The organism is Pantoea sp. JKS000250, assembly GCF_003201065.1.
In the GTDB taxonomy this organism is placed as follows: Bacteria; Pseudomonadota; Gammaproteobacteria; order Enterobacterales; family Enterobacteriaceae; genus Pantoea; species Pantoea vagans.
The window spans coordinates 665,551-684,208 of record NZ_QICZ01000001.1; the positions used below are offsets into that span (position 1 = coordinate 665,551).

The following is an 18,658-nucleotide window of genomic DNA, read 5'->3' on the forward strand; positions in this document are numbered from 1 at the left end:
GGTCTCTGGAACACACTGCGTGCAGAACAGCCACGTCCTCCACCCTGAATTTAAGATTGCTTAAATACCAGAGTTAAGTATACTTAAGTCAATCTCAACTAAAAAGTCAAGCTGATGAAAAACGAAACGCTGGGTGACCGCATCCGACTCCGACGTAAATCACTGCAATTAACGCAGAAGCAACTGGCGCAACAGGTAAAAGTTTCCCATGTAGCTATTTCACAATGGGAAAAAGAGGAGACGCTGCCGCGCGGTGAAAACCTGCTTCGGCTTGCCGAAGCGCTGGGCTGCACGCCGGCTTATCTGATAGATGGGGATGGTCCTGTTTTCAGCGAAAATAGCTGGGCTGGCCTGCACCAGATCCCGCTGCTTTCTCAGCGCGATGTCGCACAATGGCTGAACGACGCCAGCTCTGTGCGGCATGAGCTACTGATGCACAACGATATGGCGCTTTCGCAACAGAGTTTCGCCATCCGGGTAGAAGAACAGGCGATGACGCCCGCGATTCTGCGGGGGGATGTGGTGATCATTGATCCCAGCCTGGCACCTCAGCCCGGCGACTGCGTGCTGGCAATGCAGCAACAGAATGCCCTGCTGCGCACCTGGCGTCAGCGAGGCAGTGAAGAGGGTGTTGCGCAGTTTGAACTGGCTCCGGTCAATATCAACTTTCCCGAGCTGCATTCAAGCCGGGACAGCCTGCAACTGATTGGAACACTGGTTGAATTACGCCGCTATCGGCAGCCATAAAAAAACCCGCCGGGTGCGGGTTAGCTTTTCAGCGAACAACAGTCGCCAGAGTCATAGCCGTGCAACTACAGGGCGTCGACCAGTTGATCCACCACTACCTTGCCCTGCAAATCAGTCTGCATAATGCGATAGTTGACTGGCCATGAGCGGCGGGTGCTGAGTTTGTCGAACAGGGTCACGCCGCCTTTTTTGACACCCTGACGGCTCACAATGATCCACTCCGTCACCTCTTCCTGACCACGATTTCTCAGGCTCAGTGTGCGCTGTTCAATCAGCTGGTCTTCTGCTTCAATCTTTAAATAGTCTCGTAACATAATTTCTATCTCCTGGTAACGCAGGTCACTATATGCCTTTTATTAATCTCTTCAATCGAATTTATTTATCGACATTTTTATCGTCGGGAATGTGACCTGCCGCAGGTGATATGACAGATTTGTCCATTTCTGCATCAAACTTTTCCCGTTAGCATGATTGTGCTGCACACACCCGAACATCGAAAAATGACGTGTTCAGTATGAGAGAAACTCCGATTAGCCCGCCTCTGGCGGGCTTTTTTTGCTCTCCTGAGCCCGATGTAATGCGCGATGTCAGGGCTGGTCTAGACTTAAGGCACTGGAACAAAAGGAGTGAGTTATGTTTAAGCACAATACGAATGAAGAACGTAAGAAAGAAGGTGATGTCAGCAAAAGCCTGCCGGAAGCTGCGCCAAACGCGGGCAATGCCTATGAAGAAGATGATCATCCTGCCACTGATGCGCCGAAAGATCATGGTGAAGTGCCGCGTAAAAACGATGACAGCCAGGATGATAAGAAAGATCCCTACAAAGCAGGTTGATGTGCAGATGGCGCGCCCGGCGGGCGCGCTGGCTACCGTTGCTTAAGTAAACCTCAGGGAAGCGGTACGCCGGTATTCCCAGACCAGGAAAGCTTTGTGTAATATCGTTTCTTATCCCTTCGTTACCTTCCTGTTTTACCAAGGCAAAAATCCCCTGACAGACTGTTCACTAAACCCTGAGGGTATTTTCAGGCAGCCAGTTTTTGTTCATTTTCCGTAAGTTGACCATGCCATTCGGCCTCAGTTAACTAAGAATATCGCGGGTATATACTGTGTTCATGAATTGGTGAAGCTGAGTACTGTACTATTGGTTCAGGCTGAGTTATCACAGGTCCGTGACCATGCCTTAAGGGCGCAGATTAACCGGAAAAATAATAATGAGAGAGGATGCCATGAATAGATTAATAATTGCTCTGGGCGTAAGCCTGCTGAGCGGATGCGTGGATATGGGTCGGGTTGGATTGCACCCGGAAACGAAGACCGCCTGGTTCGACGGTCATCCTTATCAGGTTGAATCCTGCCTTAACGAAATGGCACAGAATCAGCGGGCTTATCTGGAGCAGGATGATCCGCTGCCAGATGGCACGAAGCGATATAACCTCGAAAAGAATAATGAAACCGTTGCCTGGATTGAAATTGCCAGGTTCAGCCATCATCAGACCCGTGCGACGTTTTACTACGATCCCAAAGCGCCAGCTATCAGCGCTCTGGTTTCAGCGATGATGACTAACTGCAAAACCATGCGTTAGCGGCATCACCGGGCTGGTTGCTGGTCAGTCTATTTTGCCGGTTCGCAATCATAGAGTCCCCGTATGCGGATCTGACTCTGACTGGTGCGGACGATTTGCGCCCTTAACATTCCTTTGCCCTCAAGATTCGTCAGCTCCATGTCTACCATTCCCGGCGCTTTGCTGTTTTTAACCAGCAACTTTATCGTGGCGTTGTCGTAATCGCCCTTCTCTTTTGAAAACGTGACCTTCTGGGTCTTCGCGCGTTCCCCGTTGACTGAGAACCAGCCACTTTTATCGGTTTGAAGGTTAAACGGCCCGCACTGTGTGGCGGCAAAGGCTGAAGCCGATAAGCTGATTAACGATGCGATAAGGATGAGTTTTTTTAGCATGAGGAGGCGTCCTGCTGATGGGTAGTGAGATGTTGGATTGACTGTGATGGAAAATAAAATCCTTACTTAACTTTTTATAACAAGGAGTATAGCCAAGGCAGCATGCAATAAAGATAAATGAATGTCGCCAGCAAAAAAGTTCCGCCACTTTGATCACTAAACTTGCCATATCGCCACTATCAGGCCTGAAGAAAACTGAATGATCAGGTAAAATATCGGTGCGCAGAGAAGCTGCGGCCTGATAGGACTATCAGGTCTTAATCTGTCAGTGACTTTGAACAAATTAAATTTTTGCTCCAACGAATAAAAAACCCGCCGAAGCGGGTTTGCATTTTGCTCAGGAGTTCTCTAACTCCTCCTGAACCTCAAAAAACCTTTGCCTGAACTTCAAAGGCTCTCTTATGTATCTTATAGGGGCATGTGCAGCGCCTACATCGCTAATGATTAGCGTTCCATAACCTAACATCCGACCAATGATGCCCTGCTTTACTTGCAGACTGGACACTTTTTTTATTGGAATTTCTACTGTGTCTCGTCGAATCAAGCCAGACTTGGCTATTAGTCGCTTGTTTGTAACACCAGCTTCATTTGATCTGATAATCAGATAACCCAGAGGGATTAACAGGAACCCAACAATAGTTGTCACGCCCAGAATTACCCCCCAAATTAACCATGGCAACCATGCCCACAATGTTACCTGGCCACGATACAGGACAGCTTCATTTCCAACCAAATTTGAATCAATATATGACATTCCGTTATCCCCAAAGCAATGAAGTCAAGAATATTAACACTTTCTAATTATTTTGGAATACTTATGGGAAAATTCCCATTGAGATTAATAAATTTAACTTAATTCTGTTGAGCTATCTGAGCTTTTCAGTTGGTTTATGTTGGTCTGCATTGCCTTAACGTTAATATCTGCCCCATAGGGATCAAAGAATGTAAAGGTGATCAGGTTGAATTGGAGAGCCTGTGGCAGGCTAGTTATGCAACTTAAAGGTAATAATGTAATGAGGAAGAGTATCTTCAGAACTTATTTAGCTTTCTTACCAGTGGGGATGACGAGCGACGTGATGAGAAAAAATATCCTCCCGCGTTAATTTAACCAACAGCCGTCTGAATTTTACTAATGAACAGCATTCATCAGGGCAGATATGAACCGGCGCATTAAAACGCGAAAGCCTTCGTCATCGAAAAGCCCGCCGCACATTCTGATGCTGCATAACCCCTGTAGGTGCAAACCCGGGCATCGTCCCTTCGCAAAGGGGTTATCCCATTGCCCAGAAGAGATACCGGGTTTATTGCACCTGAATGTAAGAGCCATACGACCAGCTCTCACTCATCAACACGAAAATGAGCGATCTTGTGCTACATACGTGCTTCATCAAAGTGGCAGTATTATAAACCTTAACAGCTTCAGACAGTTACCCGCCTAAACCTGCATATTCATAATTTCGCTATACGCCGACACCAGCTTGTTCCTGACCTGAATCCCCATCTGCATGGAGATGGATGATTTCTGCAGATCGACCATCACATCATTCAGCGCGATGCCGGGTTTCCCCATTTCAAAATCCTGCGCCTGGGTGCGTGCGGTGGTCTGCGTTTCGCTGATCTTATCCAGCGCCGCTTTCATGGTCGCACCGAAATCGATCTGATTAGTGGCTTCACTGCTGCGGTTACTGGCCTGCAGTGAGGTCGCCTGAAGCTGCTGCAGTACGCCGTCAATTGCCTGAATGGACATGAACGATACCTTATTAAAGAGGATGACATTTTTGATGTGAGGAAAAGTTAGCACGTTGTCAATGAGACAAAGCCGCTAAATGACAGCAAAAAACCTACCTTATCCAGCCATCGAATTTTGCTTATCACCTAATAATGCCTGGCATTGAAGTGGAAATTTTATCTACGCAGGTCAGGGAGTCTGTTTTGCCATCTCAACTTACCCGGTCAATTACGTCAGGCAGGAATCGGTCATGAATGCGAGCACAGCCGCCACAACAGAACAAGAAAAGAAAGGCTTCGGTGACCTGCTCGCTCGCCTGCGCGCAAATCCGCGTATTCCTTTAATCGTCGCGGCGGCTGCCGTGGTGGCGATCGTGATCGCGATGGTGCTGTGGGCGAAGCAGCCCAGCTATAGCGTCCTTTATAACAACCTCACTGATGAAGATGGCGGCGCCATCGTCACCCAGTTGACGCAGATGAACATTCCCTACCGCTTTGCCGAAAATGGCGGCGCACTGATGGTGCCGGAAGCGAACGTGCATGAGCTGCGTCTGCGTCTGGCTCAGCAGGGTCTGCCAAAAGGCGGCTCGGTGGGCTTTGAGCTGCTGGATAAAGAGAAGTTCGGTATCAGCCAGTTCAGCGAGCAGGTTAACTACCAGCGCGCGCTGGAAGGCGAACTGGCCCGCACCATCGAATCACTGGGTCCGGTCAAAAGCGCCCGCGTTCATCTGGCGATGCCAAAACCAACCTTATTTGTGCGTGAGCAGAAAGCGCCATCCGCCTCTGTCACCTTAACCCTGCAGCCTGGCCGTGCGCTGGATGAAGGCCAGATTCAGGCCATCGCCCACATGGTTTCAAGCAGCGTCGCCGGTTTACCGCCGGGCAACGTCACCGTGGTCGATCAGACCGGTCGCCTGCTGACCCGTTCTGATAACGCCGGTCGCGATCTGAATGACGCGCAGCTGAAGTACTCTTCTGAAGTTGAAGCACGCTACCAGCAACGTATCGAAGCGATTCTGAATCCGATTCTCGGCCAGGGCAATGTGCATGCGCAGGTTACCGCGCAGATTAACTTCGACACCAGCGAGCAGACCGACGAGAAATATCAGCCTAACGCTAACCCGTCGAATACGGCGATCCGTTCGCGTCAGACCAGCACCAGCGATCAGTCAGGCAGCCCTTATCCGGGTGGCGTGCCAGGTGCACTCTCTAACCAGCCTGCGCCAGCCAACACCGCGCCGGTCACGACGCCAAACAACAATGCGGCCAACGGTCAGGCCGCGAATGGTCAGAACAATGCGGCCAACGGTCAGGCCGCGAATGGTCAGAACAATGCGGCAAACAACGCCAGCCAGACCACCAGCACAGCAGCAGCGAGCTCAGCACCCACCAACTCGCGTCGTGACGACACGGTGAACTACGAACTGGATCGCTCCATTCGTCATACCAAAGTTAACGTCGGCGACGTACAGCGTCTGTCGGTTGCGGTCGTCGTGAACTTCCGTGCAGATGATAAAGGCAAAGCGGTTGCGCTGAACGAGCAACAGCTGAAGCAGATTGAAGACCTGACCCGCGAAGCGATGGGTTACTCCCAGACGCGTGGCGACAGCGTCAACGTGGTGAACTCGCAGTTCAACACCACTGAAACAGTGACCGCCGATCTGCCCTTCTGGCAACAGCAGTCCTTCTTTGATCAGCTGATGAACGCCGGTAAGTGGCTGTTGATTGCCCTGGTAGCCTTTATTCTCTACCGCAAACTGGTTCGTCCGCACCTGGTTCGTAAGCAGGCCGCCGAGAAAGCCGCTGCAGAAGCCGTTGCTGCCCGCGCCGCTGCACAACAGCCAGAAGAAGAAGCCTTTAATGTTCAGCTCAGCAAAGATGAGCTGGATCAGGAACGTAAGTCTAACAACCGCATGAGCGCAGAAGTGATGAGTCAACGCATCCGCGACATGTCAGAAAACGATCCGCGCGTTGTTGCGCTGGTGATTCGCGAATGGATGAGTAAAGAACTATGAGTCTGACCGGAACCGAAAAAAGCGCCATCCTGATGATGACCATCGGCGAAGAGCGCGCTGCGGAAGTTTTCAAACACCTGAACCAGCGTGAAGTACAGCACCTCAGCGCGGCGATGGCCAACATGCGTCAGGTGTCACACAAGCAGCTGACTGAAATATTGCGTGAGTTCGAAACCGATGCTGAGCAGTTTGCTGCATTGAGCCTGAACTCCAACGAATACCTGCGTTCGGTGCTGACCCGGGCGCTGGGCGAAGAGCGTGCCTCCAGCCTGCTGGAGGACATTCTCGAAACGCGCGAAACCACCAGCGGGATGGAAACGCTCAACTTTATGGAGCCGCAGGCGGCCGCCGACCTTATCCGCGACGAACATCCACAGATCATCGCCACCATCCTGGTCCACCTCAAGCGTGGTCAGGCCGCCGATATTGTGGCGCTGTTCGACGAACGCCTGCGTCACGACGTGATGCTGCGTATCGCCACCTTTGGTGGTGTGCAGCCAGCCGCGCTGGCCGAACTGACCGAGGTGCTGAATGGCCTGCTGGATGGCACCAACCTCAAGCGCGCGAAGATGGGCGGCGTGAGAACCGCAGCCGAGATCATCAACCTGATGAAAACACAGCAGGAAGAGGCCGTTATCGAAGCGGTACGCGACTTCGATGGCGAACTGGCGCAGAAAATTATCGACGAGATGTTCCTGTTCGAAAATCTGGTGGAAGTAGACGACCGCAGCATCCAGCGCCTGTTGCAGGAAGTGGAGTCCGAGCAGCTGCTGGTTGCACTGAAAGGTTCCGAACAGCCTCTGCGCGAGAAGTTCCTCAAGAACATGTCAGCCCGTGCGGCCGATATCCTGCGCGACGATCTGGCCAACCGCGGTCCGGTGCGTATGTCCGCCGTGGAAAACGAACAGAAAGCGATCCTGCTGGTGGTCCGTCGCCTGGCCGAATCGGGCGAGATGGTGATTGGTGGTGGCGAGGAAACCTATGTCTGATGCATTTTCTGCCCGCCCCTGGCAGCTGTGGCAGCCCACTGATTTAGGCCGTTTTGACGAGCCTGAACCGGAGCTGCAGCCAGAAATTTTCGAAGCTGAAGACGGCGTGGATGAGCAGCAACAGCAGCTCGAACGTCTGCAGCAGCAGATGCGCAAAGAGGCACAGGGCCAGGGTTACAACGAAGGCTATCAGCAGGGTATGACCGAAGGTCAGAAAGCGGGCTACGACGCCGGTTTTCAGCAGGGGCTGGCCGATGCCCACCAGCAGCAGGCGCCGCTTCAGGCGCGGATGCAGCAGCTGGTGACGGAGTTCCAGAACACGCTGGAGTCACTGGACAGCGTGATTGCTGCCCGTCTGATGCAGCTGGCGCTGGAAGCGGCTCGCTCGGTGATTGGGCAGGCCACTACGGTAGATGGCACCGCCCTGCTGCGCCAGATTCAGGGTCTACTGCAGCAGGAACCGATGTTCAGCGGCAAACCGCAGCTGCGTGTTCACCCGGACGACTTACAGCGTATTGAGCAGACTTTAGGTCCGACGCTGGACCTGCACGGCTGGCGGCTGATCGCAGACAGCACCCTGCACCCTGGCGGCTGCAAACTCAGCGCTGAAGATGGCGATCTGGATGCCAGCGTCGCAACGCGCTGGCAGGAACTCTGCCGCCTTGCCGCGCCGGGAGAAATCTGATGACCACCCGTCTGAACCGCTGGCTGGGCTCGCTCGACGCCTTTGAAAAACGCATTACCCAGGTGCAGCCAGTGCGCCGTTATGGCCGCCTGACCCGCGCGACCGGCCTGGTGCTGGAAGCGACCGGTTTACAGCTGCCGCTGGGTGCGACCTGCATCATCGAACGCAACGATGGCAAAACCATCAGCGAAATCGAAAGTGAAGTGGTGGGATTCAACGGTCAGAAACTGCTGATGATGCCACTGGAAGAAGTGGACGGCATTTTACCGGGTGCGCGGGTCTATGCGCGTCAGAACGGCGACAACCCGCAGGCGGGCAAACAGCTGATGCTGGGGCCGGAACTGCTGGGTCGCGTGCTCGACGGTAGCGGCCGACCGCTGGACGGCCTGCCGTCGCCGGATACCGGCTATCGCGCACCGCTGATCACCCCGCCGTTTAACCCGCTGCAACGGACGCCGATTACCGACGTGCTGGATACCGGCGTGCGTGCCATTAATGCCCTGCTGACGGTCGGTCGCGGGCAGCGTATGGGTCTGTTTGCCGGTTCAGGCGTGGGGAAAAGCGTGCTGCTCGGCATGATGGCGCGCTACACCAAAGCGGACGTTATCGTGGTCGGTCTGATTGGCGAACGTGGCCGCGAAGTTAAAGATTTTATCGAAAACATTCTGGGTGCTGAAGGCCGCGCCCGTTCGGTGGTCATTGCTGCCCCGGCGGATGTGTCGCCGCTGCTGCGTATGCAGGGTGCCGCTTACGCCACCCGTATCGCTGAAGATTTTCGCGATCGCGGCAAGCATGTGCTGCTGATTATGGATTCACTGACCCGCTACGCCATGGCGCAGCGTGAGATCGCGCTGGCGATTGGTGAGCCTCCGGCGACCAAAGGCTACCCGCCTTCCGTGTTCGCTAAACTGCCTGCGCTGGTTGAGCGTGCCGGTAACGGCATCGACGGCGGCGGTTCGATCACCGCCTTTTATACCGTCCTGACCGAAGGCGACGATCAGCAGGATCCGATCGCGGACTCCGCGCGCGCCATCCTTGACGGTCACATCGTGCTGTCGCGCCGGCTTGGCGAAGCGGGTCACTATCCGGCTATTGATATCGAAGCCTCGATCAGCCGTGCGATGACCTCGCTGATCGATGAGAACCACTATGCGCAGGTGCGCCAGTTTAAGCAGTTGCTCTCCAGCTTCCAGCGTAACCGCGATCTGGTCAGCGTCGGGGCCTACGCCGCCGGCAGCGATCCGATGCTCGATAAAGCCATCAGGCTCTATCCGCAGATGGAAGCCTTCCTGCAACAGGGCATCTTTGAGCGCAGCGATTATGACGACGCCAGCCTGCATCTGCATGCGCTGTTTGGCTCGTCACAGTAATTAACGCGAGGTAACGGCAATGAAAACTGCAAATGCCATTGATACGCTGCGCGACTTAGCGGAGCAGGATCTCGAACGTGCCGCCATCTATTTAGGCGATATGCGCCGCGGCCAGCACGCTGCTAACGAGCAGCTGACGATGCTGCTTGATTATCAGGATGAGTATCGCAACAAACTTAACGATGACATGTCGTCCGGCATCGCCAGCACCCGCTGGACGAACTATCACCAGTTTATTCAGACGCTGGAAAAAGCGATTGAGCAGCACCGCAACCAGCTGAATACCTGGAATCAGCGACTGGAGCAGGCGCTGATCAACTGGCGCGACAAACAGCAGCGGCTGAACGCCTATCAGACCCTGATAACGCGGGCAGCGGAAAATGCATTACGACAGGAAAACCGTCTCGATCAGAAACGGATGGATGAATTTGCCCAACGGGCCGCATCGAGGAGAGGTGAATGATTACGCTGCCACACATTGGCATAAAAGCGGCGGCTAAAACCGACGCGGAACCATCAGGCACGACGGACCTTGCAGCAGGGGCTGATGCCCTGCCAAAGGACTTTCTGACCACGCTGGGAAATCAACTGGCAGGCCTGGCGAAACAGCAGGGAAAAGCGGCACAATCCCCTGATGTAAAAGCAGAAACTGCAGAAGAAGCCCGACCGAAGGCGCCGCTGAATGCGCTGATGGCGGCGCTGGATAATCCTGCTGAACTGACCGCCCTGTTTAAACCGGAAAATACTAAAGCTGGGTCAAAATCAGCCGATGATAAAGACAAGCCGGAGGCCACACTCTTAAGCGCCAGTGACATGCAGAATGTGCAGGCCCTGTTCGCCATGTTACCGGGTGCGGTGACGCCAACAGCGACATCTTCGACGCCGGTCAGCAGTGAAGCAGGTGAGCTGATTGCCCAGACCGACACCGGCCGGAAAAGTCAGACCTCGCTGACGCAACTGTTGAACAGCGAACAGCAGAGCCCTGCGCCGGGTAAAGATGAGAAGCACGACGTTAAAAGTGCCACACAGAACTCACCTGCCGTGAACAGCACTGCCAGTCAGAGTCAGCCCGCCGCGCAAAGTACGACCAGCAGCGGCCTGACGCTTGACAGCAGTTTCCAGCAGGCGCTGAGCAATATGGTGAAGCAGGATGATCAGAGTGCGATTAAAGCCAGCACCAGCGACAACGCGATCAGCGCCACGCCGTTCGCCAGCGCCAGCAGTCTGCCCGCGCCGGTGACCGCCTCCGCGACCAGCAGCACCCCGTCCACCCCGATGCTGAATTCACAGCTGGGCAGCGACGAGTGGCAGCAGGCGCTGAGTCAGCAGATTGTGATGTTCAGCCGCAACGGCCAGCAGAACGCGGAGTTGCGTTTACATCCGGAAGACCTTGGCGCTATCCAGATCAGCCTGAAGCTGGATAACGACCAGGCGCAAATTAGTCTGGTTTCCAGCCATAGCCACGTCAGATCGGCACTGGAAGCCGCGATACCGCAGCTGCGCAGCGCGCTGGCAGAGAGCGGAATCAACCTGGGCGAGAGTCAGGTGAGCAGTGACAGTTCCGCGCAGGGCCAGCAATTCCAGCAACAACAGGAGGCGCGCCGCGACGGACAGCATGGCCGCTTCTCCCTCACCCAGGACAGTGACACCGACATTACGCCGATTGCCGTTCCCGCTGCCCTTCAGGCTCGCGTTAGCGGCAACAGCGCCGTCGACACTTTCGCCTGACAGCGGCAAACGCTGAAGGTAAGCGTAAAACCCGCGTCTTTTCTACCCATTGGTTTGACTTAAGACGCGGATAATCTGTCCCGTGAGCCGAGAGGCTTGCCCATAATTCACAGGAAGTAACTGCACCATGTCTGATAACGCGAAAGCAAAAGGCAGCAAACGTAAAATCTTAATACCAGTGTTGATCATTCTGACGCTGGCCGCTTGCAGCGTGGCAGGCTATGCAGTCTGGCGAATGATGAATAAACACGAGGGCGATAAGCCTGAGGTGGCGAAAGTTGAACCGCCTCCCGCTCCGGTCTTTTTTGCACTTGATACATTTACGGTTAACCTGGTCAATCCCGACAACGATCCTGACCGCGTGCTTTACGTAGGCTTTACCCTGCGTCTGGCCGATGAGGAGTCCCGGAGTCGGATGAATGACTATCTGCCTGAGGTGCGCAGCCGTCTGCTGCTGCTGCTCTCGCGTCAGAGTGCTGCGGCGCTGGCGACAGAGCAAGGAAAACAGGCGCTTGTTGAACAAATCAAACAGGCGCTGACACCTCCGCTGGTAAAAGGTCAACCTCCGCAGGCCGTAAACGACGTGCTGTTTACTGCCTTCATTTTGAGGTGAATCAATGGGCGATAGCATTCTCTCCCAGGCTGAAATTGACGCCCTTTTAAACGGCGACAGTGGCAGCGCGGAAGAAGAAAAGAAACAAAACGGGCCGGAGGGCGATATTCGCCCTTACGACCCGAATACCCAGCGCCGCGTGGTGCGCGAGCGTTTGCAGGCGCTGGAGATTATTAACGAGCGTTTTGCCCGTAGTTTCCGTATGACGCTGTTTAACCTGCTGCGCCGTAGCCCGGACATCAGCGTCGGGGCGATCAAGATTCAGCCGTATCACGAGTTTGCCCGCAATCTGCCGGTGCCAACCAACCTGAATCTGATCCACCTGAAACCGCTGCGCGGCACGGCGCTGGTGGTGTTCTCACCCAGCCTGGTGTTTATCGCCGTCGACAACCTGTTTGGTGGTGACGGACGTTTTCCGACGAAAGTCGAAGGCCGTGAGTTTACCCATACCGAGCAGCGCGTTATCCGCCGCATGCTGAAGCTGGCGCTGGATGGTTACAGCGACGCATGGAAGGCTATTTATCCACTGGACGTCGAGTATGTACGTTCAGAGATGCAGGTGAAGTTCACCAACATCACCACTTCACCGAACGACATCGTGGTTAACACGCCGTTCCAGGTGGAGATTGGTAACCTGGTGGGTGAGTTTAATATCTGCATCCCGTTTTCAATGATTGAACCGCTGCGCGAGCTGCTGGTGAACCCACCGCTCGAAAACTCCCGTCAGGAAGATAACCACTGGCGCGATAACCTGGTCAAACAGGTGCAGCACTCTGAGCTGGAACTGATTGCTCACTTTGCCGAAACGTCACTGCGTCTGTCACGGATTCTGCAGCTGAAACCCGGTGATGTGCTGCCGATTGAGAAGCCGGAACGCATTATCGCCCATGTCGATAGCGTCCCGGTATTAACCAGCCAATATGGCACGATGAATGGGCAATATGCGCTCCGTGTCGAACACCTGATTAACCCGATTCTGAATTCGCTTAACGAGGAACAGCCCCATGACTGACAGTAATAAACCGTCTGACGATATCTCTGCGGACGATCTGTGGGCTGAAGCGATGAACGAGCAGGTCGGCAGCAGCAGCAGTGCGCCGCAGACCGATGACGTCTTTAAGTCATTCGACAGCGGCAACGTTGCGGGATCGCTGCAGGATATCGATCTGATTATGGATATCCCGGTAAAACTTACCGTCGAACTGGGCCGCACCAAGATGACCATCAAAGAGCTGCTGCGCCTGACGCAGGGTTCTGTAGTCGCACTGGATGGCCTGGCAGGTGAGCCGCTGGATATCCTCATCAACGGTTACCTGATTGCACAGGGTGAAGTGGTGGTTGTGAACGACAAATATGGCGTTCGTATCACTGACATCATCACCCCGTCTGAACGTATGCGTCGCCTGAGTCGCTAAGAGTCACATTATGAATAGCCAGAATCAAACGCTGCAACCGGCTGCACCGCACGCACAGGCGATTTCGACCGGTTCAATGCTGGCCCAGGTCAGCAGCGTGTTAGCAGTGATTATTTTATTGATTCTGGCCTGCGCCTGGCTGGCACGCCGTGCCGGCTTTGCGCCGAAAAAGGTCAGCGGTCAGGAGCTGAAACTCACGGCCAGCGTCTCAGTGGGCCAGCGTGAGCGGGTGGTAATTATCGATACTGCTGACGCGCGTCTGGTGCTGGGCGTCACTGCCCAGCAGATTACTCATCTGCATACGCTGCCGCCGGGTGAGCCGGTCGCTGTGACGCCATCTGACCGTGCGCCACAGGATTTTCGTCAGCTGTTACAGAATCTGGTTAAACGTCCCGGAAAACCACAATGATGCGTCGACTGCTTCCTTTATTGCCACTGCTGCTACTGGCACCGGTTGCCCATGCCCAGCTGCCGGGCCTGGTGAGTCACTCGCTGCCTAACGGCGGTCAGAGCTGGTCACTGCCGGTTCAGACACTGGTCTTTATCACTGCGCTGACCTTTATTCCGGCCGTGCTGCTGATGATGACCAGCTTCACCCGTATCATCATTGTGTTTGGCCTGCTGCGAAATGCCCTGGGCACGCCGTCGGCACCGCCTAACCAGGTGCTGCTCGGTCTGTCGCTGTTTCTGACTTTCTTTATTATGGCGCCGACCTTCGACAAAATTTATCAGGATGCCTATCTGCCGTTCAGCCAGGACAAGATCAGCATGGATGTGGCGATTGATAAAGGTGCCCAGCCGCTGCGCGAGTTTATGCTGCGTCAGACCCGTGAAGCGGATTTAGCCCTGTTTGCCCGTCTGGCAAATACCGCGCCAATTGCCGGTCCTGAAGCGGTGCCCATGCGTATTCTGCTGCCCGCCTATGTGACCAGCGAGCTGAAGACCGCGTTCCAGATTGGCTTTACCGTGTTTATCCCGTTCCTGATCATCGACCTGGTGGTCGCCAGCGTGCTGATGGCGCTGGGGATGATGATGGTTCCGCCAGCGTCCATTGCGCTGCCGTTTAAACTGATGCTGTTTGTTCTGGTCGATGGCTGGCAACTGCTGGTCGGTTCACTGGCGCAAAGCTTCTACTCCTGATCCCCCTTTTCTTACCGGAGCACGACATGACACCCGAATCAGTAATGGTAATGGGACAGGAAGCGATGCGCGTCGCCCTGATGCTGGCCGCCCCGCTGCTGCTGGCAGCCCTGGTCAGCGGTCTGCTGATTAGCCTGATCCAGGCCGCGACCCAGGTCAACGAACAGACCTTATCCTTTATTCCTAAGATCCTGGCGGTTGCGACCACCGGTATCATTGCCGGCCCGTGGATGCTGAATCTGCTGCTGGACTATATCCGCACCGTCTTTACCAACCTGCCTTATATCATCGGCTGATGATTACTCTCGATAGCAGCCAGCTGGTTCAGTGGGTCAGCCAGTTCTTCTGGCCACTGGTGCGTATCATGGCGTTGTTCGCCACCGCACCCATCCTCAATGAACGATCCGTCAGCAAACGTGTCAAAATCGGACTGGCCGTGATGATCACCTGGCTGCTGATGCCGCTGTTACCTGCTGTCAATGTGACACTGTTTTCTCCTGCCGGATTCTGGCTGCTGATCCAGCAGATGCTGATTGGTATCGCACTGGGCTTTACCATGCAGTTTGCGTTTGCGGCTGTGCGCCTTGCCGGGGAAGTCATTGGTTTGCAGATGGGCATTTCGTTCGCCACCTTTTTTGACCCTGGCAGCCGTCTTAACATGCCGGTGCTGGCCCGTTTTCTCGACATGCTGGCCATGCTGCTGTTCCTGACCTTTAACGGACATCTTTGGCTGATCTCACTGCTGGCGGACAGTTTTCATACGCTGCCGATTGGCGGTCACCCGCTAAATGCGAACGCATTTATGGCGCTGGTGAAATCCGGCGGATTAATTTTCCTTAATGGCATGATGTTAGCGCTGCCCTTAATCGTTTTGTTACTCATGGTAAATCTGGTACTGGGTTTGTTAAACCGTGTTTCACCACAGTTATCAATCTTCGCAATTGGCTTCCCGATTACCTTATCAGTCGGAATTTTAACCATCAGCCTGCTGATGCCCCTGCTGGCCCCGTTCTGTGAGCATTTGTTCAGTGAAATATTTGATTTACTCGCCCTGTTTCTGACAGAACTATCCCGCCCCTGAACATTAAGTTTCTAACTACCTTCGCTCAGCGACACTTAAGTATCACAAAACCATCCGTGCATTTTCCGAACCATGTTTTCCAGAATGCAACTAAGGAAATTCTGATAAATGTGCTGAGAGTCTGAAAATAATTCTTATTAAACCGGGCTTCGCGTATTTTAGTTGGGTGGTTCACAGAAGCTGTCAGACTGTGAATGTGCAGGCAAAACCGGCAATGCACTGAATTTACAAGAAAAAAAACTTTAAGTGATTTTTCTTGTTAAAAAATGTTTTTTCCGGCATTGTCATCGCACGCTGAGACATCACACTTTCGTAAAACAAATGTTTTTGAGAATTGTCCTATCAGAAAACTTCCTGTTTTCAGGGATAGTGACACAGGTCTCAAAAAATGCGCTTTACTGAATCTCCGGCACTTCACTGGCATTCCCCGCCATTGCCGGAGAATGTGTGACGTCATGGCAGCACAAATTTTTTGCAGAACGGGTCAGGGATGAAGACTTTTACGGGCGTTTGCCTGTTGCCACACTGCACGAGCAGAATAAAAAAGTACCTAAGAAATCTCTCTCGTACCGCAACGCGTATTCATCGTTGATTTAAACGGATAACAAATTGGTGAGGGTCGCTATTATGCCAACTATTATTATGGATTCCTGCAACTACACACGCCTGGGATTATCAGACTACATGTCTTCAAAAGGAGTTAAGAAGAAAAATATCTCTTCTGTCTCCGATATTGAGCAACTACAGCAAAAATGTGAGCAATTAAATCCTGGTGTCGTCTTTATTAATGAAGATTGTTTCATTCATGAGTCCGATTCCAGCGAACGTATCCGCAGTATTATTACGCAGCATCCTGATACGCTGTTCTTTATATTCATGGCGATTAGCAATATCCATTTTGAGGAATATCTCTACGTTCGTAAGAACCTGATTATTACATCAAAATCGATGAAGACATCGACCCTGGATTCCTTACTCAGCACCTATTTGCAGAAGAAGCTTAATCAGTCTGCGCGCATCTCTTCGGGCATGGATGTTCACCCGCTGACGCTGAGCCAGACTGAGTCAAACATGCTGAAGATGTGGATGTCAGGTCATGACACCATTCAGATCTCAGATAAAATGCAAATTAAGGCCAAAACGGTATCGTCACACAAAGGTAATATTAAACGCAAAATCAAAACCCATAATAAACAGGTTATTTATCATGTGGTGCGTTTAACCGATAATGTGACCTCGGGTATTTACGTTAATATTCGCTGATCGTCAGACCTGAAGAACCGGCCTTAATGGCCGGTTTTTTTTTGCGCTGAATTGGGAGCCAGGTCTCACTCTTGCCGCTAAGCCTTTACGCTCTTTTGCCGATGTTAAGCCTTATAACAACAGCCTCAAGAGAGCAAGGATATGAACACTGCATTAGATAATGATGGACAGAAAAGCGCTGGTATCTGGCAGAATCTCCGCCTGGTACCGCTGTTTAGCCTGATCTTTGGCGGCATTTTGCTGCTGTTCGCACTCTGTATTGGTGTCGCCAGTTACTTTCTGATTTCAAGTAACCACTCCCTCGATGATGCCACGAACGAAATTCAGGTTCGTATGGGCCTCGCTAACAGTTCTAACCATCTGCGTACGGCACGCCTGACCATTATTCAGGCCGGTGCCGCCGCGCGTATTGGTGACATGGACGAATTTCGCGCCAACGTGGCGGCGGCTGAAAAACGTATTCAGCAGGCTAAAGACGGCTTTGCTGTCTATCAGGCACGTGAAGTGAAGACCCCCGCTGACATGGAACTGGATACCACGCTGCAGGCACGCTTCAACGATTACATCAATAAAGGCCTGATACCGATGATCAACGCCGGTAAACAGGGCAGCTTTGAGGGCATTATCGCCCAGGAGACGGACGTTACCCGCAAGCTGGATGATGACTATAACGCGGTGTTACTGAAGGCAATCAAAATCCGTACTGACCGCGCCAGTGCGATTACCGCAGAAGCCGATCGTCAGTCGCGCATCGGTTTTATCTCGATGGCTGTGGCGTTTAGTGCCGCACTGGTGCTGGTCCTGATGACCTTCGTCTTCCTGCGCCGTGTAGTGATTAACCCGCTGCGTCAGTCTGTGCTGCGCATTGAACGCATTGCACAGGGTGATCTGACCTCTGCTCCCCTGCCCTTTGGCCGCAGTGAGATTGGTACATTGATCCACAATCTTCAACTGATGCAGCAGGCGCTGGTGACCACCGTCGGAACAGTTCGTGAGGGTGCCGTCGCGATTTATCAGGGCTCCAGCGAAATCTCCGCCGGTAACACCGATCTCTCTTCACGCACCGAGCAGCAGGCGGCAGCACTGGAACAAACCGCTGCCAGCATGGAACAGCTCACCGCCACGGTTAAACAAAACGCCGAGAATGCCCATCACGCCAGCCAGCTGGCCGCGGATGCCTCTGGCAAAGCGCGCAGCGGGGGTGATCTGGTCAATAGCGTGGTGAAAACCATGACCAACATTTCCGGCAGCTCGAAGAAAATCGCTGAGATTACCAACGTCATTAACAGTATCGCGTTCCAGACCAACATCCTGGCGCTGAACGCAGCGGTTGAAGCTGCGCGTGCCGGAGAACAGGGTCGCGGCTTTGCGGTGGTAGCAAGCGAAGTGCGCAATCTGGCCCAGCGCAGTGCGCAGGCGGCTAAAGAGATTGAATCCCTGATTGCTGAGTCGGTTACGCTGATTAATGACGGGTCGCATCAGGTTGGCGCAGCGGGCAGCACTATGGGTGAGATTGTCGAGGCGGTACGTCGCGTCACCGATATCATGTCGGAGATCGCAGCGGCATCGGACGAACAGAGCCGGGGTATTCAGCAGGTGAGCCAGGCGGTCACTGAGATGGACAACGTCACTCAGCAGAACGCCTCACTGGTGGAAGAAGCCTCTGCGGCAGCGGCCTCGCTGGAAGATCAGGCGGGCAAACTGACACAGGCGGTGGCGGCATTCCGTCTGCAGGATTCGCCTGCCACGAAAAGTGTGGCCGCGCGCGTCACTTCACCAGCCAGAACACCCGCTCTGACACCGCGTCCGGCGCTGGCCACCGGTAGTGATAACTGGGAAACCTTCTGACGCCATGCTGGTAAGCATCAGCGACTGTCATCAACGGCAGCGGCGCTGAATGCAAAAAGCCCCGTTACGCTATACGTAACGG

At 53.7% G+C, this 18,658-nt stretch carries 22 protein-coding genes; 18 read left to right on the top strand and 4 right to left on the bottom strand.

What is annotated here, in order from left to right; all coding sequences use genetic code 11:
* Positions 1 to 114 precede the first annotated feature (114 nt).
* Positions 115 to 747 (top strand): helix-turn-helix domain-containing protein, encoded by a 633-nt coding sequence (locus BY447_RS03425; protein WP_013358268.1) that lies wholly within the window; start codon positions 115 to 117, stop codon positions 745 to 747.
* 65 nt (positions 748 to 812) lie between these two features.
* Here the strand turns inward: BY447_RS03425 and BY447_RS03430 are convergent, their stop codons facing one another.
* Entirely contained in the window at positions 813 to 1,061 is a 249-nt protein-coding gene (locus BY447_RS03430; protein ID WP_013358269.1) for a hypothetical protein, read from the bottom strand.
* 319 nt (positions 1,062 to 1,380) lie between these two features.
* On the opposite strand from BY447_RS03430, the gene BY447_RS03435 reads away from it, so the two are divergent.
* Positions 1,381 to 1,581, top strand: a complete 201-nt coding sequence (locus BY447_RS03435; RefSeq protein ID WP_095707010.1) for a hypothetical protein — start codon at positions 1,381 to 1,383, stop codon at positions 1,579 to 1,581.
* Positions 1,582 to 1,973: 392 nt separating this feature from the next.
* On the top strand, positions 1,974 to 2,330 hold the full coding sequence (locus tag BY447_RS03440; RefSeq protein WP_110330524.1) for a hypothetical protein: 357 nt from the start codon (positions 1,974 to 1,976) through the stop codon (positions 2,328 to 2,330).
* A gap of 29 nt (positions 2,331 to 2,359) precedes the next feature.
* Here BY447_RS03440 and BY447_RS03445 read toward each other — a convergent pair whose 3' ends face one another.
* The 3 genes from BY447_RS03445 to fliE all read right to left on the bottom strand — a co-directional run bounded on the left by BY447_RS03445 (position 2,360) and on the right by fliE (position 4,448).
* On the bottom strand, positions 2,360 to 2,701 hold the full coding sequence (locus BY447_RS03445; RefSeq protein ID WP_110330525.1) for a hypothetical protein: 342 nt from the start codon (positions 2,699 to 2,701) through the stop codon (positions 2,360 to 2,362).
* A gap of 337 nt (positions 2,702 to 3,038) precedes the next feature.
* Positions 3,039 to 3,455, bottom strand: a complete 417-nt coding sequence (locus tag BY447_RS03450) for a PH domain-containing protein (protein ID WP_033733050.1) — start codon at positions 3,453 to 3,455, stop codon at positions 3,039 to 3,041.
* A gap of 681 nt (positions 3,456 to 4,136) precedes the next feature.
* The gene (fliE, locus tag BY447_RS03455) at positions 4,137 to 4,448 is read right to left on the bottom strand and encodes a flagellar hook-basal body complex protein FliE (protein ID WP_013358280.1); all 312 of its coding nucleotides are present in this window, start codon (positions 4,446 to 4,448) and stop codon (positions 4,137 to 4,139) included.
* 232 nt (positions 4,449 to 4,680) lie between these two features.
* Here fliE and fliF point away from each other — a divergent pair, with 232 nt between their 5' ends.
* The 15 genes from fliF to BY447_RS03530 all read left to right on the top strand — a co-directional run bounded on the left by fliF (position 4,681) and on the right by BY447_RS03530 (position 18,576).
* Positions 4,681 to 6,444 carry a flagellar basal-body MS-ring/collar protein FliF gene (gene fliF, locus BY447_RS03460; RefSeq protein ID WP_110330526.1) on the top strand — a complete coding sequence of 588 codons (1,764 nt, stop codon included), beginning with the start codon at positions 4,681 to 4,683 and terminating at the stop codon, positions 6,442 to 6,444.
* Positions 6,441 to 7,433, top strand: coding sequence for a flagellar motor switch protein FliG (gene fliG / locus BY447_RS03465; RefSeq protein WP_013358282.1), 993 nt, complete (start codon positions 6,441 to 6,443; stop codon positions 7,431 to 7,433). Before fliF ends, fliG begins: the two co-directional genes overlap by 4 nt.
* Complete coding sequence (gene fliH / locus BY447_RS03470) at positions 7,426 to 8,118, top strand: flagellar assembly protein FliH (protein WP_110330527.1); 693 nt, start codon at positions 7,426 to 7,428, stop codon at positions 8,116 to 8,118. Before fliG ends, fliH begins: the two co-directional genes overlap by 8 nt.
* Positions 8,118 to 9,488 carry a flagellar protein export ATPase FliI gene (fliI, locus tag BY447_RS03475; RefSeq protein WP_013358284.1) on the top strand — a complete coding sequence of 457 codons (1,371 nt, stop codon included), beginning with the start codon at positions 8,118 to 8,120 and terminating at the stop codon, positions 9,486 to 9,488. Before fliH ends, fliI begins: the two co-directional genes overlap by 1 nt.
* 19 nt (positions 9,489 to 9,507) lie before the next feature.
* Positions 9,508 to 9,951, top strand: coding sequence for a flagellar export protein FliJ (gene fliJ / locus BY447_RS03480; protein ID WP_110330528.1), 444 nt, complete (start codon positions 9,508 to 9,510; stop codon positions 9,949 to 9,951).
* On the top strand, positions 9,948 to 11,216 hold the full coding sequence (locus BY447_RS03485) for a flagellar hook-length control protein FliK (RefSeq protein WP_110330529.1): 1,269 nt from the start codon (positions 9,948 to 9,950) through the stop codon (positions 11,214 to 11,216). Before fliJ ends, BY447_RS03485 begins: the two co-directional genes overlap by 4 nt.
* Positions 11,217 to 11,343: 127 nt before the next feature.
* Entirely contained in the window at positions 11,344 to 11,829 is a 486-nt protein-coding gene (fliL, locus tag BY447_RS03490) for a flagellar basal body-associated protein FliL (protein ID WP_013358286.1), read from the top strand.
* A 4-nt stretch (positions 11,830 to 11,833) separates the two neighbouring features.
* On the top strand, positions 11,834 to 12,841 hold the full coding sequence (fliM, locus tag BY447_RS03495; protein WP_013358287.1) for a flagellar motor switch protein FliM: 1,008 nt from the start codon (positions 11,834 to 11,836) through the stop codon (positions 12,839 to 12,841).
* Entirely contained in the window at positions 12,834 to 13,244 is a 411-nt protein-coding gene (fliN, locus tag BY447_RS03500; RefSeq protein WP_033783392.1) for a flagellar motor switch protein FliN, read from the top strand. Before fliM ends, fliN begins: the two co-directional genes overlap by 8 nt.
* Positions 13,245 to 13,254: 10 nt before the next feature.
* A complete protein-coding gene (fliO, locus tag BY447_RS03505; RefSeq protein ID WP_013358289.1) occupies positions 13,255 to 13,653 on the top strand; it encodes a flagellar biosynthetic protein FliO in 399 nt (132 codons plus the stop codon).
* Positions 13,653 to 14,384, top strand: a complete 732-nt coding sequence (gene fliP, locus BY447_RS03510; RefSeq protein ID WP_031593200.1) for a flagellar type III secretion system pore protein FliP — start codon at positions 13,653 to 13,655, stop codon at positions 14,382 to 14,384. The genes fliO and fliP overlap by 1 nt, the downstream gene beginning before the upstream one ends.
* A gap of 26 nt (positions 14,385 to 14,410) precedes the next feature.
* Positions 14,411 to 14,680, top strand: a complete 270-nt coding sequence (gene fliQ / locus BY447_RS03515) for a flagellar biosynthesis protein FliQ (RefSeq protein ID WP_003854466.1) — start codon at positions 14,411 to 14,413, stop codon at positions 14,678 to 14,680.
* Positions 14,680 to 15,465 (top strand): flagellar biosynthetic protein FliR, encoded by a 786-nt coding sequence (fliR, locus tag BY447_RS03520; protein ID WP_013358290.1) that lies wholly within the window; start codon positions 14,680 to 14,682, stop codon positions 15,463 to 15,465. Before fliQ ends, fliR begins: the two co-directional genes overlap by 1 nt.
* Before the next feature lie 627 nt (positions 15,466 to 16,092).
* Complete coding sequence (gene rcsA, locus BY447_RS03525) at positions 16,093 to 16,728, top strand: transcriptional regulator RcsA (RefSeq protein ID WP_013358291.1); 636 nt, start codon at positions 16,093 to 16,095, stop codon at positions 16,726 to 16,728.
* 141 nt (positions 16,729 to 16,869) lie between these two features.
* Positions 16,870 to 18,576, top strand: coding sequence for a methyl-accepting chemotaxis protein (locus BY447_RS03530; RefSeq protein ID WP_013358292.1), 1,707 nt, complete (start codon positions 16,870 to 16,872; stop codon positions 18,574 to 18,576).
* Positions 18,577 to 18,658 lie beyond the last annotated feature (82 nt).